This window comes from Streptomyces lunaelactis (assembly GCF_003054555.1).
GTDB lineage: Bacteria > Actinomycetota > Actinomycetes > Streptomycetales > Streptomycetaceae > Streptomyces > Streptomyces lunaelactis.
In genome coordinates this window covers 1150785-1174120 of sequence record NZ_CP026304.1, presented here as the reverse complement: position 1 = coordinate 1174120, position 23336 = coordinate 1150785, and the positions used below count along the sequence as shown (strand labels likewise).

At 71.5% G+C, this 23336-nt stretch carries 20 protein-coding genes; 9 read left to right on the top strand and 11 right to left on the bottom strand.

All coding sequences use genetic code 11. From position 1 onward, the window contains the following. Nucleotides 1-17: 17 nt before the first annotated feature. Both SLUN_RS05010 and SLUN_RS05005 read right to left on the bottom strand, forming a co-directional pair. Nucleotides 18-551 carry an ATP-binding protein gene (locus SLUN_RS05010; RefSeq protein WP_108147333.1) on the bottom strand — a complete coding sequence of 178 codons (534 nt, stop codon included), beginning with the start codon at nucleotides 549-551 and terminating at the stop codon, nucleotides 18-20. Nucleotides 552-731: 180 nt separating this feature from the next. Then, nucleotides 732-1055, bottom strand: a complete 324-nt coding sequence (locus tag SLUN_RS05005; RefSeq protein ID WP_108147332.1) for a hypothetical protein — start codon at nucleotides 1053-1055, stop codon at nucleotides 732-734. Nucleotides 1056-1287: 232 nt separating this feature from the next. Between SLUN_RS05005 and cds1 the strand changes: the two genes are divergently transcribed. Further along, the gene (gene cds1, locus SLUN_RS05000) at nucleotides 1288-2418 is read left to right on the top strand and encodes an L-cysteine desulfhydrase Cds1 (protein WP_108147331.1); all 1131 of its coding nucleotides are present in this window, start codon (nucleotides 1288-1290) and stop codon (nucleotides 2416-2418) included. 12 nt (nucleotides 2419-2430) lie between these two features. On the opposite strand, the gene SLUN_RS04995 is transcribed toward cds1, so the two are convergent. After that, complete coding sequence (locus SLUN_RS04995) at nucleotides 2431-2913, bottom strand: SRPBCC family protein (RefSeq protein WP_108147330.1); 483 nt, start codon at nucleotides 2911-2913, stop codon at nucleotides 2431-2433. A gap of 102 nt (nucleotides 2914-3015) precedes the next feature. Next, the gene (locus tag SLUN_RS04990) at nucleotides 3016-3861 is read right to left on the bottom strand and encodes a DeoR/GlpR family DNA-binding transcription regulator (RefSeq protein WP_108154536.1); all 846 of its coding nucleotides are present in this window, start codon (nucleotides 3859-3861) and stop codon (nucleotides 3016-3018) included. Between the two features lie 211 nt (nucleotides 3862-4072). On the opposite strand from SLUN_RS04990, the gene SLUN_RS04985 reads away from it, so the two are divergent. Continuing rightward, nucleotides 4073-6433: a hypothetical protein gene (locus SLUN_RS04985; protein WP_108147329.1), complete on the top strand. Its 2361-nt coding sequence runs from the start codon at nucleotides 4073-4075 to the stop codon at nucleotides 6431-6433. Between the two features lie 89 nt (nucleotides 6434-6522). Here SLUN_RS04985 and SLUN_RS04980 read toward each other — a convergent pair whose 3' ends face one another. The 4 genes from SLUN_RS04980 to SLUN_RS04965 form a co-directional block, all read right to left on the bottom strand. Further along, on the bottom strand, nucleotides 6523-8916 hold the full coding sequence (locus SLUN_RS04980) for a right-handed parallel beta-helix repeat-containing protein (RefSeq protein WP_108147328.1): 2394 nt from the start codon (nucleotides 8914-8916) through the stop codon (nucleotides 6523-6525). Between the two features lie 127 nt (nucleotides 8917-9043). Continuing rightward, complete coding sequence (locus SLUN_RS04975) at nucleotides 9044-9652, bottom strand: Rv1733c family protein (protein ID WP_108147327.1); 609 nt, start codon at nucleotides 9650-9652, stop codon at nucleotides 9044-9046. Nucleotides 9653-9799: 147 nt separating this feature from the next. Further along, on the bottom strand, nucleotides 9800-10624 hold the full coding sequence (locus SLUN_RS04970; protein WP_108147326.1) for an MOSC domain-containing protein: 825 nt from the start codon (nucleotides 10622-10624) through the stop codon (nucleotides 9800-9802). A gap of 37 nt (nucleotides 10625-10661) precedes the next feature. Further along, nucleotides 10662-11147 carry a DUF6643 family protein gene (locus SLUN_RS04965; protein WP_108147325.1) on the bottom strand — a complete coding sequence of 162 codons (486 nt, stop codon included), beginning with the start codon at nucleotides 11145-11147 and terminating at the stop codon, nucleotides 10662-10664. A 254-nt stretch (nucleotides 11148-11401) separates the two neighbouring features. Here SLUN_RS04965 and SLUN_RS04960 point away from each other — a divergent pair, with 254 nt between their 5' ends. Further along, nucleotides 11402-12694, top strand: coding sequence for a TerD family protein (locus tag SLUN_RS04960; protein ID WP_108154535.1), 1293 nt, complete (start codon nucleotides 11402-11404; stop codon nucleotides 12692-12694). A 31-nt stretch (nucleotides 12695-12725) separates the two neighbouring features. Here the strand turns inward: SLUN_RS04960 and SLUN_RS04955 are convergent, their stop codons facing one another. Beyond that, the gene (locus SLUN_RS04955; RefSeq protein WP_108147324.1) at nucleotides 12726-13937 is read right to left on the bottom strand and encodes a glycosyltransferase; all 1212 of its coding nucleotides are present in this window, start codon (nucleotides 13935-13937) and stop codon (nucleotides 12726-12728) included. Between the two features lie 58 nt (nucleotides 13938-13995). Between SLUN_RS04955 and SLUN_RS04950 the strand changes: the two genes are divergently transcribed. Continuing rightward, on the top strand, nucleotides 13996-14781 hold the full coding sequence (locus SLUN_RS04950) for a glutamate racemase (RefSeq protein ID WP_175313064.1): 786 nt from the start codon (nucleotides 13996-13998) through the stop codon (nucleotides 14779-14781). Nucleotides 14782-14888: 107 nt separating this feature from the next. Beyond that, nucleotides 14889-15449 (top strand): hypothetical protein, encoded by a 561-nt coding sequence (locus SLUN_RS04945; protein WP_108147323.1) that lies wholly within the window; start codon nucleotides 14889-14891, stop codon nucleotides 15447-15449. Nucleotides 15450-15482: 33 nt separating this feature from the next. Here SLUN_RS04945 and SLUN_RS04940 read toward each other — a convergent pair whose 3' ends face one another. Next, entirely contained in the window at nucleotides 15483-16571 is a 1089-nt protein-coding gene (locus tag SLUN_RS04940) for an O-antigen ligase family protein (RefSeq protein ID WP_108147322.1), read from the bottom strand. A gap of 215 nt (nucleotides 16572-16786) precedes the next feature. Between SLUN_RS04940 and lnt the strand changes: the two genes are divergently transcribed. The 4 genes from lnt (at nucleotide 16787) to SLUN_RS04920 (ending at nucleotide 21829) form a co-directional block, all read left to right on the top strand. Next, nucleotides 16787-18403, top strand: coding sequence for an apolipoprotein N-acyltransferase (lnt, locus tag SLUN_RS04935; protein WP_108147321.1), 1617 nt, complete (start codon nucleotides 16787-16789; stop codon nucleotides 18401-18403). A gap of 59 nt (nucleotides 18404-18462) precedes the next feature. Continuing rightward, complete coding sequence (locus SLUN_RS04930; protein ID WP_108147320.1) at nucleotides 18463-18945, top strand: NUDIX hydrolase; 483 nt, start codon at nucleotides 18463-18465, stop codon at nucleotides 18943-18945. Between the two features lie 55 nt (nucleotides 18946-19000). Then, entirely contained in the window at nucleotides 19001-19822 is an 822-nt protein-coding gene (locus SLUN_RS04925) for a 3-hydroxybutyrate dehydrogenase (RefSeq protein WP_108147319.1), read from the top strand. Nucleotides 19823-19918: 96 nt separating this feature from the next. Then, nucleotides 19919-21829, top strand: a complete 1911-nt coding sequence (locus tag SLUN_RS04920; protein ID WP_108147318.1) for a helix-turn-helix domain-containing protein — start codon at nucleotides 19919-19921, stop codon at nucleotides 21827-21829. A gap of 74 nt (nucleotides 21830-21903) precedes the next feature. Here SLUN_RS04920 and SLUN_RS04915 read toward each other — a convergent pair whose 3' ends face one another. Beyond that, a complete protein-coding gene (locus SLUN_RS04915; RefSeq protein ID WP_108147317.1) occupies nucleotides 21904-23286 on the bottom strand; it encodes an MFS transporter in 1383 nt (460 codons plus the stop codon). Nucleotides 23287-23336 lie beyond the last annotated feature (50 nt).

Sequence of the window (23336 nt, the reverse complement as noted above, 5' to 3'; positions counted from 1 at the left end):
TGAGGCGCCCCGCCCGGTCAGCCCGCTACGGCCGACCGGGCGGCAGCGCGTTCGCGCTTCCCGTCATGCGTATCCGCCGCGCTCGCCGTGCCCGGGAAGGGCCCGTCGGTCGTGGACCCGTTCACCACCGGGCGGGGCGGGAGGCCCACGGCGGGCGAGGGCGCGGAGAGCGTGAACCACACGATCTTGCCCGTCTCGCCCTGTGGCCGTACGCCCCAGCTGTCGCTCACCGCCGCGATCAGCCCGAGCCCGCGCCCCGAGGTGGCGAAGACCTCGGCGTCCCGGACGGTGGGAAGACGTGGATCGTGGTCATGGACCGAGACCGTTAGCCGGTCGAGCAGCAGCTCTATCTCCACGGTGCACAGTTTGTCCGGCTCGGCATGACGGTGCACATTGGTCAGCAACTCCGTGACGCCGAGAGCTGCTTGGTCGATCAGAGGGTCAAGATGCCAGTAGCGCAATTGCGCGGAGATGATTCTGCGGACCTGACCGATCCGCGACGGCAGGGCCTGGAGCTCCACCGTGCAGTGCCTGCTTGGCTGGCTGATCACGGCTGCGACTCCCCGAATGAGGTCCGGAAGAAGACGAAGATCGGATCCAGCAGTTGGCCGGCTGCTGATTTGTCCGGCGGGCTGGATCGCAGCGTGACCGCCGGTGCACCCTGAGTGACGTGAGACAAGCGTGAACCACTGACCACGGCTCCGCAACTCGCCGCACCCGGGCGGGTACTCTCAGTCCCTGGCGCCGCCGGCCCCGCGCACGGCTTCCAGGAAGCGCCCGGCCAGTGCCCCGCCCTCCGGCCTGCGGCTGCGCTGCCCCATCGTCAGCCGGTAGCGCTTGCCGTTGACGGTCGCCACCGTGCTCGCGTCGTCGGCGAACCACGGCTTGCCGGCCCTCACCGCGCGGACGGGCGCACTCTCGATCACGCGGCCGTAGCTGGTCAGAAGTGCCAGCCTGCCGTCCTTGATCATCACCTGTCCGGCCCTGGTGAGCGAGCGCGGCCAGCGCTCGATCCGCACGCCCGTAGCGCTGAATTCGGACTCTGCCATCCCCATTGCGTCTCCGCCCCCTTCGCACCGTTTCCTGGTGGCAGTCTGCACAACTACGGCCGCGCGCACCAGTGGGTGCGGAAGAGCCTGGGTCCCGCGCACGCCGGTCGGGGCCCACAAGTGACCCCTATGGCTGCCCAAAGTGAACGTTTGTGCAGGTGAGGGGCTTACTGTTGCAAGAGGGGGTTGCTTTCGGCAGGACTTCGGCAGGCTTTCGACGGGACGAGGAACGGCGCGCATGAGTACCAGTGAGAAGCCAGTGGCGGGCGAGGCGATCGAGACCGTCGATGTGGACCGCAGCGATCCGGATTACCGGGCCTGGCTGAAGGAGGCGGTACGCAAGGTCCAGGCCGACGCCAACCGCTCCGCCGACACCCACCTGCTGCGATTCCCCCTGCCCGAGGAGTGGGGGATCGACCTCTACCTCAAGGACGAGTCCACCCATCCGACAGGCAGCCTCAAGCACCGGCTCGCGCGATCGCTCTTTCTCTACGGTCTCTGCAATGGCTGGATCCGTCCGGGCAAGCCGGTCATCGAGGCGTCCAGCGGCTCGACCGCCGTCTCCGAGGCGTACTTCGCCAAACTGATCGGCGTCCCCTTCGTCGCCGTGATGCCGCGCACCACGAGCGCCGAGAAGTGCAGGCTGATCGAATACCACGGTGGGCAGTGCCACTTCGTCGACGACTCGCGGAAGATCTACGAGGAGTCGGCGGCGCTCGCGGAGCGGACCGGCGGCCACTACATGGACCAGTTCACCTACGCGGAGCGGGCGACCGACTGGCGCGGCAACAACAACATCGCCGAATCGATGTACCAGCAGCTGAGGTTGGAGCGCTATCCGGAGCCCGCCTGGATCGTCGCGACGGCCGGCACCGGCGGCACGTCGGCCACCATCGCCCGCTATGTGCACTACATGCAGCACGACACCCGGATCTGTGTTCCCGACCCGGAGAACTCCTGTTTTTTCGACGGCTGGACTCGGCGCGACGCGTCCGCGAGCACCGACTGCGGCTCCCGTATCGAGGGCATAGGGCGGCCACGCATGGAGCCGAGCTTCGTGCCCGGAGCCATCGACCGGATGATGAAGGTGCCCGACGCGGCGAGCATCGCCGCCGTACGCGCCCTGGACGCGGCCATCGGCCGCAAGGCGGGCGGCTCCACCGGCACCGGGCTGTGGAGCGCGCTGAAGATCGTCGCCGAGATGGTGGCCAGGGGGCAGAAGGGCAGCGTGGTCACCCTGATCTGCGACCCGGGCGACCGCTACCTCGACAAGTACTACTCCGACGCCTGGCTGGCCGAGCAGGGCCTGGACATCGCTCCGTACACCGCGGCGATCGAGCAGTTCCTCGCGACGGGTGCCTGGCGCTGATCCCGGGGCGAGTCACTGTGCCGCTGACCGGGCGAGCCTTCGGTCGAGGCTGCGCACCGCGCCCCTGAACGAGGCGCCCAGGCCCGCGCGGCCCAGCCGCAGCATCAGGCGCATGGGCGCCGGGGCGTCCGCGGCGAAGGTCCACTGCACCCGGGTGCCCTTGGCGGTGGGGCTGAGCCGCCACTCCTCCAACAGGGCGCGCAGACCAGGGACATTGGTCTCGTCGACCCGGTAGGCGAAGCGCTCGTCGGGCTCCGTCGCCAGTATCGTCTCGACGAAGAGCGCGCCGCCCCTGAGTTTGATGTCGCGGCCCGCGCCTTCGCCGGTGGGCGTGGCCTTGGTGACGGCGTCGAACCAGCAGGCCCAGCCCTCGACATCCTCGGCGAGCGCCCGGTACACGGCCTGCGGCGAGGCTGTCACCTCGGTCGAGAAGGCCAGACGCAGCGGGGCCGACTCGACGAAGTCGAGCTCCACGGTGCGCAGTCGGCGTGCCATAGGACCGTACCTCCGGCTGAGAGGGGTGGCGCGGGGTCCGCACACGATAGCTGACACGCCATCAGTTGTCCGTACCGGCAGCCTGGTTCATCCCACCCGGCGTCAGCCGTCCTGCCCGCCGGCGCTCTCGGGCCCGCCCGCCACCACAAGACCCGGCAGCAGCTCCGCGATCTCCTCGCGTGCCTCGGCCGACAGTCCCGCGTCCGTCACCAGAGTGTCGACCTCCGCGAGCCGCGCGAAGGAACTGAGGCCCACCGTCCCCCACTTGGTGTGGTCCGCGACCACCACCACCCGGCGCGCGGCCTGCACGAACCGGCGGTTCGTCTCGGCCTCCGCCAGATTCGGCGTGGAGAGCCCGGCCTCCACCGAGATCCCGTGCACCCCGAGGAAGAGCACATCGAAGTGGAGCGAACGGATCGCCTGATCGGCCACCGGGCCGACCAGCGAGTCGGACGGCGTACGCACCCCGCCGGTGAGGACCACCGTGGCGGCGCCCGGCCGCTGGTTGCCCGCCGCACCCGCCCGCTGCGCCGCGTGGAACACATCCGCGACCCGCACCGAGTTGGTGACCACCGTCAGATCGGGCACCTCCAGCAGATGGTGCGCCAGGGCATAGGTCGTGGTGCCGCCGGACAGCGCGATCGCGCTGCCGGGCACCGCCATCCGTGCCGCCGCCCGCGCGATGTCCTCCTTGGCGCTCAGCTCCAGCGCCGACTTGGCCTCGAACCCCGGCTCGTGCGTGCTCGCCTCGACCACCGGCACCGCACCGCCGTGGACCTTCTCGATGACCCCCTGGCGGGCCAGGGCGTCCAGATCCCTGCGTACGGTCATGTCGGAGACATTGAGCTTGCGGGTGAGCTCATTGACCCGCACCCCGCCACGCCTGCGCACCTCGTCGAGGATCAGAGCACGCCGCTGCTCCGCGAGCAGGTTCTGGTTGTCGCTCACTGCCGGGGCCGGTCCTTCCATGTCGTCGTACACCGTCTGGTACACCGCCTGTGGCCAAGGGTTTCTCATCCTCGCACGGGCCCGGTGACCCGGGCTCGGGGAGATTCCGTGAGAGCCGTGCGGTGAGCGGCCGCGATCCGGGATTCTGGTCGTGAACCGCCGCGCGGCCGCGCACTGACCGATCCTCCCATCGAGAGAGCGAGTCACAGAAGTGTCCCCTGCCCCTCCGGTCCCGCCGAGCGGAGGACCCGCGCTCGAGCTGCTGGTCCACGGCGTCGGCGGAGTCACCCCGCAGGACATGCTCGACGACCCCCGTACGGTGAGGATCACCGGCGACGAGAAGGCCGCAGTCTTCCGCCGTACCGACGACGCGGATGCGGACCTCCACCCCGAGCGGTACCGGGACCGGCCCATCCCCGAGGCGTACTGCTGGTCCAACCTCACCTCGGGCAACGGCACGCGGGCCCTGTGGCTGCTGCTGCTCCCCTTCATGGTGGTCAATCTCGCGCACTGGATGCGGCCCCGGGCCAAGGGCCGCAGAACCACCACGCGGCTGTACGGAGTACTCGTACGGCTCGTCGCGCTCAGCCTCACCGTGCTGCTGACGGCCGCCGCATGCGAGGTCGCGCTCGATCTGCTGGCCTGGCAGTGCGCCGGCTCGCCGGCGTGCACCCGGGACCGCTCCTGGCTCGGCTTCCTGTCGAGCGCTCAGCACGGCTGGTGGTCGCAGCCGGGCCGACGCCTCTCGCTCGCCGCGCTGGTGCCGGCCGCGCTGGTCGGCCTGCTCTGGTACCTCTCCAACCGCACCTGGAGCGCGTACGAATCCCAGCGGCCGCCGACCGGCGAGGACGCTTCTGCGAGCGACGACAGCGCCGACGACGCCGACGAGGACACCGGGGAGCCGAAGAAGCACACCGTACGGCCCGCCCTCGGCAGGCCGGGCTTCTGGTACGGCCGCAGGCTCGTCGCCCGGCTGCGCGCCGCGCACACCGCCGCCGGCTTCCTGACCGTCGCCGCCGCGGTCGCCGGTGCCGCCGCCCGCCACGACCGCGGCGCCGGAAGCACACCGCTGGAGATCTGCGGCCGGCTGCTCGAAGCAAGTCTCGTCGCGGGCGCGGTAGCTGTGGTGTGGGTGGTCTTCCGCAGAGGCCGCAGCGAGACGCGGATCGACGCCCGCATCGACCGCGCCGCCGTCCGCTGTCTGCCCGGCGCCGCCCTCGGTCTGCTCGCCCTGTCGATGCTGTACGCCTCCTGGTCGCGCCCCGGCTGGGTCTCCGGCGCCACCCTCCCCGGCGAGGTCACCTTCCGCGTCATCGCCCTCGCCCAGGGCGCCCTGGTCATCGCGCTCGCCGTCGCCGCATGGGTACTCCACCGCCGCGCGCGCCACGCCCGTACGGCCATGTCCGGACTGGGCGGGCCCGCCGTCGCCATGCTCGCCTGCGCCCTCGGCGGAGTGATGACCGGCGGAGTCGCCCAGCGCGTCGCCGACTGGCTGGACGGCCCCGGCACCCCGGGCATGGACGGGGAGGGCGCCATCCCCGGACCGCCGGTGCTGCTCAGCTGGCAGGCCTCGGTCATCCCCGTGCTGCTGATCGCGCTGCTCGTCCCGGCCGTCGTCCTCGGCGTAGGGACCTGGCTCGCCGCCCGCCGGCTCGCTCCGCTGGTCGAGGCGGACTACGACGAGGGGCACCCGGACGAGGTCCGGACGAGGCGGATCGCGGGCACCCGTGCCCGTGCCGCCCTCACCGACGTCGCACCCTGGATCGTCGGCATCGTCTCCGGCGCCACCCTGCTCCTCGGCGCGGGCGCGGTCGCCGGGGCCTGGGCGAGCGGTGAGGTGCCGGGCAAGGCCTTCGGCGACAGCCATGACTTCGTCGAGTCCGCCGCCGAGGCGGCGCAGGCGATCGGCTCCTGGCTGATCGGCCTCGGCTTCATACTGTTCGTCACCTGGGGCCGCCGCGCCTACCGCGACGCATCGGCCCGGCGCACCATCGGCATCCTCTGGGACGTCGGCACCTTCTGGCCGCGCGCGGCTCACCCCTTCGCGCCCCCCTGCTACGCGGAGCGCGCCGTCCCCGATCTGACCTGGCGGATGTGCACCTGGACCAAGGAGACCGGCGGGCGGCTCGTCATCTCCGGCCACTCTCAGGGCAGTGTGCTCGCGGCGGCCGCCGTCTGGCAGCTGCCCGCGGCCACCCGCCGCCGGGTGGCTCTGCTGACGTACGGATCACCGCTGGAGAGGCTCTACGGCCGCTGGTTCCCCGCGTACTTCGGGCCCGTCGCCCTGAGCGAGCTGCGCGGCCAGCTGGACTGCTGGCGCAATCTGTGGCGGCCCACCGACCCGATCGGCGGACCGGTGCTGGTCCCCGCCGAGGGCGAACACCCCGAGGTGGACCGGGAGGCGCTCAAGGACCCGGTGGCGTACGGGCGTTCGGGCCGCTACCCGCTGCCGGAGCCGATTCTCGGGCACTCCGAGTACCAGGCAGATCCGGCCTTCGCCACGGAGCGCGGAGAGCTTCTCGACCGGATCGCCCCGGGCATTCCCCAGCAGGCTCGGGGCAGTTCGGCGTAGCTCGAAGCGGCGGGCGGCTCCGGGCAGTCAGGGCCTGTCTTCTGGATCAGGAAGACAGGCCCTAGGCCTGTCCCGGGGCAGTGGCCGGATCACGGCAACTCGGGCAGATCGTCCGGGTAGAGCAGGGTCAGGTCGTCGGTGTTCACCTCGGTGAGCTCGGCGACCCGGCCCGCGTGCCGCTCCACCATCGACTCGAAGGTCTGGCGCGCGGTGCGCCCGTTGCCGAAGGCCGGCCCCTTGGGCAGCGCGGTGAAGTACTTCAGCAGTGCCTCACCCGTGCCCGTGCCCAGCCGGTACTCATGGTCCTCGGCCTGCTGCTCCACGATCCGCAGCAACTCCTCCGGCACATAGTCGCTGAAGGTGATGGTCCGTGAGAAACGGGACGCCACACCGGGGTTGACCGAGAGGAAGCGATCCATCTCGGCGGTGTACCCGGCGACGATCACCACCACCGCCTCCCGGTGGTCCTCCATCAGCTTCACCAGCGTGTCGATGGCCTCTTTGCCGAAGTCCCGCCCGGAGTCCTCGGGGGACAGGGCGTAGGCCTCGTCGATGAAGAGCACCCCGCCGCGCGCCCGGTCGAACGCCTCCTGGGTGCGGATCGCCGTGGAGCCGATGTGCTCACCGACCAGGTCGACCCGGGACACCTCGACGAGATGGCCACGCTCCAGCACTCCGAGGGAGGCCAGGATCTCGCCGTACAACCGGGCCACGGTCGTCTTGCCGGTGCCCGGGGAGCCGGTGAAGACCAGATGGCGGCGGGCGGAGGCGGCCTTCAGTCCCGCCTCCTGGCGGCGCCTGCCCACCTCGATCATGTTGGTGAGCGTGCGCACCTCGCGTTTGACGCTGTCGAGACCGACCAGCGCGTCCAGTTCACCCAGGACGGCACCGGAGGAACGTACGGGCTCGGCAGGCGTGGCCTCGGGCGCGCGCTGACCGGGGATGGCGGAGAGCAGTCCGGGAGACTGGGTCGCGGTCAGCACCGCGGTGGTCTGCTCGGCCTGCGGCCGTACGCCGCTCTCGTCGCTGGTGCAGTCCTCGACGACCGGGCCGCCGTCCTCCCCGAACTCGTAACCCCCGCGCGCGCAGCGCTCGGTGCGGCAGTGGCTCAGCGTCGTACGGCAGCCGTCCATCACATGGAAGCCGTAGCCGCCGCTGCCCGTGACCCGGCAGCCTCGGAAGGTACCGCGGCCCTCCGCCGACACATAGAAGCCGGCCTCGGCGGGCGAGGTGACCGTGCAGCGCTCGATCAGCGGATCGGCGCCCTTGGTGACTATCACCCCGGTCTGCGCCGCGTCGATGGTGCAGCCGTTCAGCGTGCCGCCGCTGCCGTGGTCGCGGAACCAGGCGCCGGTGGAGGCCTCCCGGATCCGGCAGTCGTCGAGCTGTGCGGTCGCCCCGTCGCTCACCGACACCGCGGTGTTGCGGATCTGCGAGAGATCGCTGTCGACGACATCCGCGCGCGAGCCGCGGTCGAGTACGAAGATCGCGTCCGGGACGTCATGGACGCGGCACGAGTCGAGGACGACGGTCGCCCCGTCACTGACCCAGACGGCCGGATAGTCGCCCGTACTGTCATGGATCTCGCACTGGCCGGCGTCCACGCGCGTGCCGGGGTCCCAGACGGACAGGCCATTGCGGCCGAAGCGGCGCACCGTTGTGCCGGTGAGGGTCAGCACGGACCGGGAGCGTAGATCGATCGCGTTCTCGGGGATCTCGTAGATGTCGCAGCCGGAGAGGGTGAGGACGGCGTCGGTGTCGAGGGTGATGCCGTCGGCCGAGGTGCGGTGCACGGTGGAGTCGGTGAGATGCGCCGAGGCGCGCGAGGCGATCTGGACACCGGTGCCGTTGATCTCGTACACCTCGCAGCCGATCGCCTCGAGTCCGCTGCCCTCGCCGGTGACGCTCAGTCCGGCGCCCGAGGTGTGGTGCACCCGGCAGCGCTCGAGTCGCGGATGCGCGCCGCCGCGCACGGAGACGCCCGACTGGCCGGCCGCGACCACCTCGCACTCCTCGAACAGGCCGCCCGCGCCGTCCAGTACGCCGATGCCGACACCCGCCGGGTTGTCGACGGTGCAGCGGCGGACGGTGGGGCGGGCCGCGCCGCGCACTTCGAGACCGGCCGCGGAGCGGGTGACGATCCGCAGATCGATCAGCTCGGGAGTGCCGTCCTCGACCAGCAGCGCGGGGGCGGCCGCGTCCTGACCTTCCACATGGAGGTCCTGGACGGTGGCGGATGCCCGCACGGTGAGCGCCACACCGTCGGTGGGAGCGATCCGCACCGAGCCGACCGCGCCCTCCGTGCCGCGCAGGGTGACGGCCCGTTGGACGACGAGGTTCTCGCGGTACGTCCCGGGGGCGACGGTCAGGATGTCGCCGTCGCCTGCGGCCTCCAGGGCTGCGGCGAGGGAGGGGTACTCGCCTGTGCGGCGTCGCCACCTCGACGTACCGGTGTGCGTCACCTGGACCGTGCCCTGTGCCATCGTGCTGCTCTGCCCCCACCTCGTGATCCTGTGCCGCCGCGCCTCTGAGGGGGACGCCCCCTGACCCCCGAGGGAGTCGCACCACCGTAGCGCGCGCGAGGGGCGGGAGTTGACGAGATGGGACTGGTCAGCTGCCCGCTCCCGTACGTCCCCAGTCGGGTCCTGCCGCGGCCCAGGCCCGGTCCAGGCGCGCGTGTCTGCGCCGCACCAGCCGCCACATGATCAGCGCTCTGGCGCATTCGACGAGCCCCGCGGAAGCGAGAGCGGCGCCCAAACCCGTGAGGACGGCGTGCACCTTGGCGCCGGCCAGGTCCATCGGGTGGTGGACGACGCGGCCGGTCCGGTCGGTCCAGATGGTGAAGGTGTCACCGACGCGAGCGGTCCGCAGGGCGGTTGAGACCGTGCCGGAGTGCCGACTGCCGTCCACCGCCGTCCATTTCGCCACGATCGGCCGCCGCTTCTCGCGGGCGGCTGCGGACTCGGGGTCGTACGCGGCGGATTCCGGATCCGGAGCCGGCTTCAGCACCGTCGCGATGACCGCATGGCGCTGCTGGCGCTGGATGCGGACCGACTGCCGCAGCGAGTCGTCGGTCTTTGCCCCGCTGATCCAGCCCACGGCCGGAGCGGCGGTGATGAGGAGCAGTGCGGCGACGAGCGCCACCCACGCCTCCAGCAGATCGGTCGCACGGCGCAGGGGATTGTGCCGCCAGCGCCAGACCCCCATGGCTGCTCGCACTCTCCCGCACCCCCTTCCCAGCCCTGCACGGCATGGCACAAGCACGGGTTGCGCGAAGGGAGCGGAAAGTCACCCCTGCCGCCGGCCCTTGCTCGGCACCCGCCAACTGGCCAACGCATCTTCCCGCGCACGAGGTTCCCGCCGGGGCTATTCGACGACGATGACGGGGTCGCCGATCCGGATGGTGCCGGTCCGCTCCGGCACGAGGTTCTGTCCGAACACCATCCGGTCGCCGAAGCGGCGGTGCCGGGCGAGGGTGCGCAGTGGCTCCTTGCCGCGCTCAGCGGTGCGCTGGTCGGTGGTGGTGATGACACAGCGGCCACAGGGCTTGGCCACGCGGAAGGTGACCTCACCGATCGCGATCCGCTTCCAGTCGTCCTCCGCCCACGGAGCCGTGCCGTCCACGACGGCATTCGGCCGGAACCGGGTCATGGGCAGCGGACCCTCGTCGGCATGATCGCCCTGCGCGATGAGGGAGTTGAGGGCGTCGAGCGAGGCGAGGGTCGTGACGAGCAGCGGAAAGCCGTCACCGAGGTTGACCGTTTCGCCCGGGCGGGCGTACTCCGGGTCGATGGGGCGCCGCCGCGCCGGGTCGTCCAGATGGGCGAGGCGCACATCGGCGCCGAGGTAGTCGCTGAACCAGCTGTCCACGGGCCCGTCGACGGGCACCATCTCGACCTTGTCCCCGAAGATCTCCACGGCTGTGGTGCCCACCGGCTCGGGGACGGCGACGGTCAGCGGTTCACGTCCGGGCGCGGTCAGCCGGATCCCGCCGTCCGGCAATGACTCGGCGCGCGCCAACGCCAGGCGCGGCTGCTGGCGTTGAGTGACCACCTTGGCCGAGGGGTCGATCAGCGTCCACCGACGGTCCCCGGCAAGTCCCCATGGCTGTACAGCCGCCTCGCCGGGCGCATACCCCGCCACCGATTTGACCGGGTGGACATGGATGGAACGGAGAACTGGGTTCGGCATGCGGCCATAGTGCCAGTCACCGGTGACATCCGGCCGGTCAGTACCCCCGACCCTGGTACGGGCGGTTGTACGGGTCGTCGTAGGAAGCCGGCGCCGGCGCCGGACGGGCCGCTGCCGGGCGCATCGCCTCGTACCCGGTGGACACCGGACGCTGCTGCTGCTGGTACTGAGGCTGGGCCTGCGGCTGCGCACCCGGGTAGCCGCGCGGCGCGGAGTGCTGCTGCGGGATGTACGGCGCGGGCGCGTGCTGCAGCGGCATCGGCTGCTGCATCTGCTGCGGGTATCCGTAGGAGGGCGCGCCGCCGTAGGAGGGCGCGGACTGCGAGGGGCCCGCCGGGAGGGCGGGCAGCGCCGACGGGAGCGCCGGCAGGTAGCTGTTGCCGGTGTCGTAGGCGGAAGGCACTCGGATCGGGGCGATCTGAGGCGTGCCCCGCTCCGCGACCAGGGAGTCGTAGATGGGGGTGTCGGGGAACGACGGAGCGGAGTAGTAACCGCCGCCGTAGGTGGCGCGGGGGGAGGTCATGGCACATAAGTTAAGCCCACGATGTGCTGGTTGGGGAGCCCGATAAGAGGGTTGTTTCAGTAGATGCGAGTGACCGCGGATCCCCAATGCGAGCGAATCTGGGGAAAACGGTCGCCCGCAAGCGCATGGATCATGTAAAGGGCAAGCTGAGAGAGGGTTACCGACGGGTCGGGGCGGGCGCCGGAGGCACCCTGAGGATTAAGTTGGCGGCACGGTGAACTCTTCGGGCACCCTGACTCGCGATGGGGGCGAGCATGTCCATGCTTAAAGGAGCCAATAGTCCGGTGTCGGCGCAGCAGGTGCGCGTCGAATTGGGCTGGCGTTCAGGTCCCGGTGTGCCGGATGTCGACGCCTCGGCGCTTCTCCTCGCATCGGGAAAGGTCCGCTCGGACGCGGACTTCGTCTTCTACAACCAGCCGGCGCACGCATCCGGGGCGGTACGGCACGAGGGGAAGCGGCCCGCGGCCGACAGCGTGACGGACGAGGTGTCGGTCGACCTCGCGCGCGTGGAGCCCGCCATCGAGAGGATCGTGCTGGCCGCGTCGGCCGACGGCGGCAGCTTCGGGAAGGTGCCCGGGCTGTACATCAGGGTGCTCGACACGGCGTCCGGCGCCGAGATCGCCCGTTACGAGAGCCAGGACGCGACGGTCGAGACGGCCTTCGTGCTCGGTGAGCTCTACCGGCGGCAGGGCGCTTGGAAGTTCCGGGCGGTGGGACAGGGATACAGCACCGGACTCGAAGGCCTTGCGTCGGACTTCGGCATCACGGTCGACGAGCCACAGAAGCAGGCCCCGGCGCAGGCCGCCCCTCCGGCGCCCGCCGCGCCCGCTCCTGTGACGCCGTCGGCGCCGGTCATGCCTTCGGCTCCGGTGACGCCGCCGCCGGCGCCCGCGACCGCCCCTTCCACTCCCGTGCGCCTCACCAAGGTGACGCTGACGAAGGAGACCCCGTCCGTCTCCCTCACCAAACAGGGCGGCACCTCGGGGGCGATGCGGGTCAACCTCAGCTGGCAGGTGCGCAAGCAGTTCAAGGGCTGGGGCGCCAAACTCGGCCGCGCCGTCGCCATGCACGGCGACCTCGACCTCGACCTGTGCGCCCTCTATGAACTCACCGACGGCCGCAAGGGCGTCGTCCAGTCACTCGGCAACGCCTTCGGCGCGCTGAACCAGCCTCCGTACATCCATCTCGACGGCGACGACCGCACCGGCGGAACCTCCGGCGAGAACCTCACCATCAACCTCGACCACAAGGAGCAGCTCCGCCGCGTCGTCATCTTCGTCACCATCTACCAAGGCGCACGCAGCTTCGCCGACCTCGACGCGACCGTCACCCTCCAGCCGCAGCACGGCGCCGCCATCGACTTCTCGCTCGGCGAGTGCACGGTGCCGTCGACCGTGTGCGCGCTCGCGCTGATCACCAACACCGGCGCGGACCTCGTCGTCCAGCGCGAGGCCCGCTTCCTGGTCACCGAACGCGGCGTCAGCCCGCAACGCACGATCGACTCCACCTACGGCTGGGGCATGAACTGGACGCCCGGCAGGAAGTGACGTCCCCGGTGGACGTCCCGGGTGGGTGATGTCAGCGGTCCGGCGCGGCTTCGGGACGGGCGTACGTACGCCCCTTCCACGCCGCGCCGCGACCCCGGTAGTGCTGCACCGCCGAATCGACCGTCATCAGCAGATAGAGCAGCGCGGTGAACGGCAGCAGCGGCGCCAGCAGCGGCGGCTGCCGGTAGTAGCGCAGCATCGGCAGGTACGTCCCCGCCATCACCACCCAAGCCAGGCCACCGGCCCAGGCGGCAGCCGCGTCATGGGTGAACACACCGGCGCACAGCGCGACGGGCGGCGCGAGATACACCAGCGCGAGCCCCACCACCGTCCCGGCGAGCAGCAGGGGACTGTGCAGCAGCTGTGCGTACGCACTGCGCGACACCATCCGCCACAGATCCGCCAGCCGCGGATACGGACGCACGCTGTCCACCCGCCCCCGGACTCCGTCCGGGGGAGCCCCCGTCTCGCTTCCCGCGGCGAGCCCCAGCCAGATCCGGCCGCCCGTCCGCTGCACGGCCCGTGCCAGCGACACATCGTCGATCACCGCCTGCCGGATCGACTCCGGAACACCCGCCCGCTCGGCGGCCTCCGTGCGCAGCAGGACACAGCCGCCCGCCGCGGCCGCCGTCCGCGCCCCCGGCTTGTTGACCCACCGGAAGGGATAGAGCTGCGAGAAGAAGTAGACAAAGGCCGGCACCACCAGCCGCTCCCATCCACTGGCGACCCGCAGCCGCGCCATCTGCGAGACGAGGTCCAGCCCGTTCGTACGGGCCGCGGCCACCAACTCGCACAGACTGTCCGGCTGGTGCGCGATATCGGCGTCGGTGAGCAGGAGATACTCCGGCTCACGCGCCCGGGCCAGCGCGATGCCGTGCTTCAGCGCCCAGAGCTTGCCGGTCCAGCCGGGCTCCGGCTCGCCGGGGGAGACCACCCGCAGCGGCAGCCCGCCGTGCCGCTCGGCCAGGGCACGGGCCAGTTCCCCCGTGCCGTCCGAACTGCCGTCGTCGACCAGAACGATCTCCGCACGGCCGGGGTAGTCCTGCGCCAGCAGCGAGGGGAGGCTGACCGGCAGCACTTCCGCCTCGTCCCTGGCGGGCACGACAATGGCGACATCAGGCCACTGCGCAGGGCTCTCGCGCCGGGGCAGCCGCTGGTCCGTCCGCCAGAAGAAGCCCTGGCCGAGCAGCAGCCATCCCCATGCGGCCAGCGATCCGACGGCGATCCAGGCAAGGGCGCTCATTCGCCGCAGTCTGCCCCACCACGGCAGTACCGCAAGGGCAGTCGACTATGGTGACCGGGTGAAGATCGCGCTCATGGACTCCGGAATCGGCCTGCTGGCGGCAGCCGCCGCGGTACGTGGGCTGCGACCCGACGCGGATCTCGTCCTCTCCTGCGACCCCGACGGCATGCCGTGGGGACCGCGTACGCCGGACGATGTCACCGAGCGTGCCCTCGCGGTTGCTCGTGCGGCCGCCGCGCACCGCCCCGACGCGTTGATCATCGCCTGCAACACTGCTTCCGTGCACGCCCTGCCCGCCCTGCGCGCGGAGCTGGAACCCGGCATCCCGGTCATCGGTACGGTCCCGGCGATCAAGCCTGCCTCCGCCGGCGGCGGGCCGGTCGCCATCTGGGCCACTCCCGCCACCACCGGCAGCCCCTACCAGCGCGGACTCATCCGGGACTTCGCCGACTCCGTCGCCGTCACCGAGGTGCCCTGTCCCGGCCTCGCGGACGCCGTCCAGCAGGCGGACGAGATCGCCATCGACCGGGCCGTGGCGGCGGCGGCAGCCCTCACGCCACGCGATGTAAGGGCCGTCGTCCTGGGCTGTACCCATTACGAACTGGTCGCTGAGCGTATTCGGGCGGCGGTACAGCAGCCCGGTCCCCCGCCGGTCGTGCTGTACGGGTCGGCGGGGGCGGTCGCCGCCCAGGCGCTGCGCCGTATCGGCGAGCGGCCTGCCGCCGAAGTGGCGCCCGGTTCCCGGCTCACCGTGCTGCTCAGCGGCCGCGAGAGCGCCCTGCCCGACCAGGCCCTCAGCTATGCCGAAGGGCGCCTGCTCCAGGCCGTGAGTCCTGCCCACTGACGGTCACCGATCCGCTCCCTGATGCCGCAGCGCCGGTCCGATCCGTACCGCTGATCCTTGAGGCCGAGGCCATGCCGGGCGGGCGGAACGTGAGTACGCTGCTAGGCATGAGGCACCACATCCGCGACGAGGGGCGCTCCACAGAGGCCCTGCCCGCCGTCTGGACCGGTCGTGCGACCAACCGTGCTCAGTGGCTGCTGGCCGCGGCAGGCGCGGCCTGCATCGCGCTCGGCGTCGAACTGGCGGTCGACTCCAACTGGACCTCCGGCATCGCCCCGCTTGTGATGTCCGTCGTCGGCTGTGTGGCCGCGGGACTGCTGATCCTCTACGGCACCCTCGCCTTCGTTCATGTGTCGGTCAAGATCGACAGCGACGCCGTCGAGGTGCGCTGCGGCCATATCGGCCTGCCGCGCAGGCGTATCCCGCTCGACCATGTGGTGGGCGCCGAGTTCGCTCCGCAGGTCACCCCGCGCGAGTGGGGCGGCTGGGGCTACCGCTGGCGTCCGGAGCAGGGCACCGCCGTGGTCGTACGCCGCGGCGAGGGCATCATCGTCACGCTGGGCGACGGCCGGACCTTCACGGTGACCGTGGATGACGCGGAGGCAGCGGTACGGGCCATCAGCGACCGGCTCCGGCGCGCCGGGACCGGCAAGACCGTCGGGGTCTGACGCAACGCCTCTGTGCGCCTCTGCAGGGGGCCACTACAGGGTGCGGCTCTCCGCCGCCGCATCCGCCCACCGAGCGGCACTGTTCGCGCCGCCCTCCGTGGCCTCCTCTCCTGGCGGGCGCGCGGTCGCCAGCCCAGCGAGCAGTCCGGCACCCGCCGTCACCGGCGCGAAGCTCAGCGCGTTGCCGACGCTCGCCAGGGCCGCCAGTGCCGCCAGCGCGGCCCCCGCGCCGAGGACGACCTGAGTGGAGCGGGGCGAGCGCCACAAGCCGTACAGCAGCCAGCCGAACGCCGCACCCAGCAGCGCCACCCCCACCACACCCTGCTCGGCCGCCTGCTGCAGCGACGCCGAGTGCGGCTTGCCGTCGGAGCCCAGGGACTGCTGTGCGGTAGTGCTCAGCTTCCCGAAGCGGCCGGGGCCGACGCCCCGCACCGGATCGTCCTTGGCGAGGTTGACCGCGTCCTGCCACAGCGCCACCCGGTTCTGGGTGAGCTGACCCTCCAGCGAGACCGTGAGCCCGTCCGGGAGGGCGTCCTCGGCCACACCCCAGGAGGTGGCGACCACCAGACCGGTGGCCAGCGCGAGACCGGCGATCGCCACCGTACGCCGGTGCATCCGGACCGCCGCGAGCGAGCAGAGCAGTACGCCCAGGGCCGCCGCGAACCCGGCGGCGGACCCGAGCGCCAGTGCCGTACAGGCGACCGCGAGAGCGAGCATCCGCAGCCCGAGGCGCAGGGCGGCCGGGCGGGCGGCGGATGCGGCACAGCAGGCCGCACCCGCGGCGAGTACAAGCAGCGCGGCGGCCGCGCCGGTGTGCCCCGGCTGGACGGCGGCGCCGGCATTCGCCCCGGGCACGCCCTGGCGTGAGGCGATCGCAAGGCCGAGTGCGGCGAGCGCGGCGACGGAGGCGGTGGCGACGGGCAGGAGAGTGCCGCAGATACGGCCGCAGGCGTAGCCCGCGGCGACGGCGAACACGGCGAGCAGCACGCCCTCAGGCCTGGCCTCGCGCCCGGCGGCGCTGATCAGCGACCACACCGCGCAGCCGCTGAGGACGACGACACCGGCGGCATCGGTCGCGCTCCTGCGCTCCCTCGCCGCCGACCGGCCGTCCGGTGCAGCCATCCCGTCGAACCCCCGACCTGTGACGGGCCCTGCCGCAGCAGCCGAATCGGGTCGGATGGCAGGACTGGCGCACACGGTAACGGCAGAGACACGGGTTTGTGGATGGATTGCGCAGGAACGTTGCTGCAGTCATGACGACGGCAGGAGGCGTTAAAGCGGTGGCCGACCCGGACCGGACTGCCGGGAGCACAGGTCACCGCCGTAGACTCCGGCGGGTGAGCGCCACCATCACCTCCGTCGACTCCCCACAGCCCGCCACCACCGCCGGGCGGCCGCTGCTGCGGCGGCTCGTGCGGCCGGGTGCCGCCGCGCTGTCCGGGTTGATGCTCTTTGCGAGCTTCCCGCCACGGCCCCTGTGGTGGCTGGCATTGCCCGCCCTCGCCCTGCTCGGCTGGACCCTGTACGGGCGCCGGATGTGGCCTGCCTTCGGCCTGGGCTACCTCACCGGCCTCGGGTTTCTGCTGCCACTGCTCATCTGGACGGGCGAGGAGGTCGGCCCGCTGCCGTGGGTGGCGCTCGCCGCGGTGGAGGCGATCTTCGTCGCGCTGGCCTGTGTGGGCATCGCCGCGCTCTCCCGGCTCCCGGTGTGGCCGGTGTGGGGCGCTGCCGTCTGGATCGTGGGCGAGGCGGCACGCGCGCGTGCCCCGTTCGGCGGTTTCCCCTGGGGCAAGATCGCCTTCGGGCAGGCGGACGGTGTCTTCCTGCCCCTCGCGGCGGTCGGCGGGACGCCACTGCTCAGCTTCGCCGTCGTCCTGTGCGGCTTCGGGCTGTACGAGACCGTCCGCCAGGTCCTCGCGTACCGGCGCACCGGCGAGCTGCCGCGCAGCGCCGCGGCCGCCGCACTCCTCACCGTTCTGGTCCCCGTCACGGCGGGTCTCGCCGCCCTGCCGCTCATCGACGACTCGGCCGAGGACGGCACCGCGACCGTCGCCGCGATCCAGGGCAATGTGCCGCGCCTGGGGCTCGACTTCAACTCCCAGCGCCGCGCCGTCCTCGACAACCACGTCCGCCGTACCGAGCAGCTCGCCGCGGATGTCAAGGCGGGCAAGGTCGCCAAGCCGGACTTCGTCCTGTGGCCGGAGAACTCCTCGGACCTGGATCCGTACCGCAACGCGGACGCCCGGCTCGTCATCGACGAGGCCGTCAAGGCGATCGGCGTGCCGACCGTCGTCGGCGCGGTCGTCACCCCCGACACGGGCAAGCTCCGCAACACCCTGATCGAATGGGACCCCGCGCGCGGCCCCGTCGACACCTACGACAAGCGGCATGTCCAGCCGTTCGGCGAGTACATCCCGATGCGGTCCTTCGTACGGATCTTCAACTCGGACGTGGACCGGGTGCGCCGGGACTTCGGTCCCGGTCACAAGGTGGGCGTCTTCGATCTGGCGGGAACCAAGGTCGGTCTTGTCACCTGCTTCGAGGCGGCGTTCGACGGCGCGGCGCGGGACACGGTCACGCATGGCGCCCAGCTCATCTCCGTACCGAGCAACAACGCCACCTTCGGGCGCAGCGAGATGACGTATCAGCAGCTGGCGATGTCGCGGGTGCGGGCCGTCGAGCACGGGCGCGCCGTCGTCGTCCCCGTGACCAGCGGGGTCAGTGCGGTGATCATGCCGGACGGGAAGATCGTCCAGAAGACGAAGATGTTCACGCCGGATGCGCTGGTCGCGGAGGTGCCGCTGCGCTCGTCGTACACCCCGGCGACCCGGCTCGCGACGTGGCCGGAGTGGGCCCTGGTGCTGGTGGCCGCGGGTGGAGTGGGCTGGGCGGCTGCGCGGGCCGTCGGCGCCCGGCGAGCGCGGTCGACGGCGGATGCCGGCGAGGCCGGCTAGGCCGTGCCGGGCGTCGCGCGCCAGGCGGGATTTGTCAGACACGGCCTAGGGTCAAAGGCATGGCAACCCCTGACTTCATCCGACAGATCCGGGCCACGGCCGGCCACCAGCTGCTTCTCCTGCCCGGTGTCAGCGCGGTCGTCTTCGACGACGAGGGGCGGGTGCTCCTTGGGCGGCGGGCCGACACCGGCAATTGGTCGATCATCGGCGGGATTCCGGAGCCGGGGGAGCAGCCGGCCGAGACGGCGGTACGCGAGGTGTACGAGGAGACCGCCGTGCGCTGTGTCGCGGAACGGGTCGTACTCGTCCAGGGGCTGCGGAAACCGGTCACGTACCCCAACGGCGATCAGTGCCAGTACATGGACATCACCTTCCGCTGCCGGGCGGTGGGCGGCGAGGCGCGGGTCAACGACGACGAGTCGCTCGAGGTGGGGTGGTTCTCCGTGGACGCGCTGCCGGAGCTCGAGGAGTTCGGGCACTTCCGGATCAAGCAGGCGCTCACCGAGGGACCGGCATGGTTCCAACCCACCATCGAGCAGTGAAATATGGGCGGTGACCACATCGGTCGGCGGATGATCGCTGCCTAGGGTGCCAAGCATGACCGCGCCCTCCACACCAGGTCCCGTACCCCGTACCGATCCGTACCCTGGCCCTGTCGAGCTCGACCTCGGCGGCCGTACGGCACTCGTCACCGGTGCTGCGGGCGGCATCGGCCGTGCCTGCGCGCTGCGGCTCGCGGCCGCGGGGGCGAAGGTCAGGGCCGTCGACCGGGATGCCGAGGGGCTCGACGCTCTCGCCGCGCGCTCTTCGGGGCTGGCCGGGGCCGTCGAACCGCAGATCCTGGACCTCACCGATCTCGACGCGGCGGAGGCGACCGCTGCCGGCGCGGACATCCTGGTCAACAACGCGGGGCTGCAACTGGTGCGGCCCATAGAGGAGTTCCCGCCGGACGTCTTCCACACCGTGCTCACCGTAATGCTGGAAGCGCCGTTCCGCCTGATCAGGGGCGCGCTGCCGCATATGTACGCGCAGGGGTGGGGCCGTATCGTCAATATCTCCTCCGTGCATGGGCTGCGCGCCTCTGCCTTCAAGTCCGCGTATGTGGCCGCCAAACACGGCCTCGAGGGACTCTCGAAGACCGCGGCCCTCGAGGGTGCCCCGCACGGAGTGACCTCGGTCTGTGTCAATCCCGGCTATGTGCGCACCCCCCTGGTCGAAAAGCAGATCGCCGACCAGGCCGCGGCTCATTCCCTGGCCGAGGACCGGGTCCTCGCGGACGTACTGCTCAAGGACTCCGCCATCAAGCGCCTCATCGAGCCGGAGGAGGTCGCGGAAGCGGTGCTGTATCTGTGCACCCCCCAGGCGTCCTTCATCACCGGCACCTCCCTCGCCCTGGACGGCGGCTGGACCGCGCACTAGGCCGTGGGCGGCGCGAGGGTGTCCCGGAGTTGTCCTCAACGCCTTCGTTGTCCACAGGGCTGGTGCGACGACCCGTACGGCAGGAATCCTGTGTCCATGTCCCACGATCAAGCCTCCTACCTGGAGCTCCTCGCACGCGGCGCCGCTACGGAGGCGTACGACCGGCCGGTGCTGCTCGCCCGGGCGAACGGCGCCGGACCCGAGTCGCTCGCCACCCTGGAGCACGCCAAGCAGCTCGCACTGCGGGTGCGCGCCGAACTGGAGGGCCGGCGCCGCCGCGAGGCCGAGCTGTCCGCGCTCTTCGAGACCGCGCACGACCTGGCCGGTCTGCGAGATCTCGACGCCGTGCTGCGGGCGATCGTGCAGCGCGCCCGCTCGCTGCTGGGCACGGAGGTCGCGTATCTGAGCCTCAACGACGCGGCGGCAGGCGACACCTATATGCGGGTCACCGAAGGGTCGGTGTCGGCGCGCTTCCAGCAGCTACGGCTGGGCATGGGGGAGGGGCTCGGCGGTCTCGTCGCCCAGACCGCAAGCCCCTATGTCACCGACAGCTACTTCGACGACCCTCGGTTCATGCACACCAGGACGATCGACACGGCCGTGAGCGACGAGGGCCTGGTCGCGATCCTCGGCGTGCCGCTGATGCTCGGCAGCCAGGTCATCGGCGTGCTGTTCGCCGCAGACCGCCGGGCGAGAGTCTTCGAACGCGAACAGGTGGCGCTGCTCGGCTCCTTCGCCGCCCATGCCGCCGTCGCCATCGACACCGCGAACCTGCTGGCGGAGACCCGCTCGGCGCTCGCCGAGCTGGAGCGGGCCAACGAAATCATCCGTGACCACAGCGGCGTCATCGAACGAGCCTCTGAGGTCCATGACCGGCTGACCGCCGTGGTGCTGCGAGGCGGCGGCGTTCATGATGTGGCCGCCGCGCTCTCCGAAGTCCTGGACGGCACAGTCGAGTTCACCGACTCGGACACCGACCTCGAGGCGACGGGCGCCGACGGCCATGCGATACGGCACGGGGACGACTGGGTTGCTGCGGTGTCCGCGGGCGGCGAGCTGCTGGGCGCCCTGGTGCTCCGCGGCCATCCCGACCTGGACCCCGTCGACCAGCGCACGCTGGAGCGCGCCGCCATGGTCACCTCGCTGCTGCTGCTCGCCCGGCGCTCGGCACACGATGCCGAACAGCGCGTACGGGGCGAGCTGCTCGACGACCTCCTCGACGCGCCCGACCGGGACCCCCGGCTGCTGCGGGAACGGGCGGCGCGGCTGCGGGCCGACCTCGACGCCCCGCATGTGGTGCTGGCCGCGCGCATCGACGGACCCGGCGCGAACCCGGCCGACCGGGGGACGCCCGGGGCGGACACCGCGGAGCGGGCGACCGCGGACCGGCAGCGCCTGTGGTCCGCCGCATCGCACCTGGCCGCGACCCGATCGGGCCTGGCCGCGGCCCGCGACGGCGGCACCGTACTGCTGCTGCCGCTCGGCCCCGACGACACCGAGGCCGACCTCGCCCGCCAGACCGCCAGACAACTGGGCGGAACGCTACGGGAGTTGGTGACCGTCGGCGCGTCCTCTCCGGTCCCCTCACCCGCCGGCGATCCGAGCCCGATAGCCGGGGCGTACGCACAGGCGAGACGCTGCCTCGACGCGCTGCGCCTGCTCGGCCGCTCCGGACAGGGGGCGGCGGCGCAGGACCTGGGATTCCTCGGTCTGCTGCTCGCGGACCCCGGCGACATCGACGGCTTCGTTCGCCGCACGATGGGCGAGGTCGTCGAGTACGACCGACAGCGCGGCACCGACCTGGTCCGCACGCTCGACGCGTACTTCGCGAGCGGTATGAGCCCGGCCCGTACCAAGGACGATCTGCACGTCCATGTGAACACCGTGGCCCAGCGGCTGGAGCGGATAGGCCGGCTCCTCGGCCCCGACTGGCAGTCACCGGCGAGATCGCTGGAGATCCAGCTCGCGCTGCGCCTGCATGCGATGTCCGTGGCGGTCGCCCACTGAACACGGCACCGCGCGGACCCCGTTGGGCCCGCGCGGTGCGCTCGATCCGTGTGACGTGCTGCGCGCCCTGCCCGTCAGGCGGTTCGCGCATCCGCCGGCTGGGCGACCGGTGCGCTTTCCACCGGCTCCGGCTCGACATCCGTCAGATCCCGGTGACGGGTCTCGCTCGCACAGGCGATGGCCACCACGGTGAGCAGCGCCGCCGCGATGACATACAGGGCGATCGGCGTCGACGAGCCGTAGTCGGCGAGCAGCGCCGTCGCGATCAGCGGTGCGGGTGCGCCGGCCGCCACCGAGGAGAACTGAGCGCCGATGGAGGCCCCGGAGTAGCGCATGCGTGTCGAGAACATCTCGGAGAAGAAGGCGGCCTGCGGCGCGTACATCGCCCCGTGCAGGACAAGCCCGACCGTGACGGCGAGCAGCAGACTGCCGAAGCTCCCGCTGTCGATGAGCGCGAAGAACGGGAACATCCAGGCGCCGACGCCGATCGCACCGATGAGGTAGACCGGCCTGCGACCGATGCGGTCCGAGAGGGCACCCCACGCCGGGATCACCGCGAAGTGCACGGCAGAGGCGATGAGTACGGCATTGAGCGCGGTCTGCTTGCTCAGCTCCACCGCGGTCGTGGCGTACACCAGGATGAACGCGGTGATGACGTAGTAGCTGATGTTCTCCGCCATGCGCGCGCCCATGGCCACCAGCACGTCGCGCCAGTGGTGGCGCAGCACGGCGACGAGCGGCATCTTCTCCACCTGCCCGGATGCCGCCTTGCGCTGCTCGGCCTGCGCCAACGCGGCCTTGAAGACCGGGGATTCATCGACAGAGAGACGAATCCACAAACCGATGATCACCAGCACACCGGAGAGCAGGAAGGGTATGCGCCAGCCCCATGAGAGGAACGCGGCGTCCGACAGCAGCGCGGTCAGCGCGGAGAGCACTCCGGTGGCGAGCAGCTGCCCGGCGGGCGCACCTGTCTGCGGCCACGACGCCCAGAACCCGCGGCGCTCGGCGTCCCCGTGCTCCGACACGAGCAGGACGGCCCCGCCCCACTCGCCACCGAGCGCGAACCCCTGCACCAGACGCAGCACGGTGAGCAGCACGGGCGCGGCGCTCCCGATGGTGGCGTGCGTGGGCAGCAGCCCGATCGCGAAGGTCGCCCCGCCCATCAGCAGCAGGCTCAGCACCAGCAGCTTCTTGCGCCCGAGCCGGTCGCCGTAGTGCCCGAAGACGAGCGCACCGATGGGTCGCGCGGCGAACCCGACGGCGTAGGTCAGGAAGGACAGCAGGGTTCCGACGAGCGGGTCGGAGCCGGGGAAGAACAGCTTGTTGAAGACCAGCGCGGCGGCCGATCCGTACAGGAAGAAGTCGTACCACTCGATGGTGGTTCCGATGAGGCTCGCGGCGACGATGCGCTTGAGGGAGCTGGGGGCTGGTGGAGCGGTGGCAGAGGCGGCCATGGGTACCACTTCCGGGCGGGGGACGGGGACGGTTCGTGTCGCCACACCGT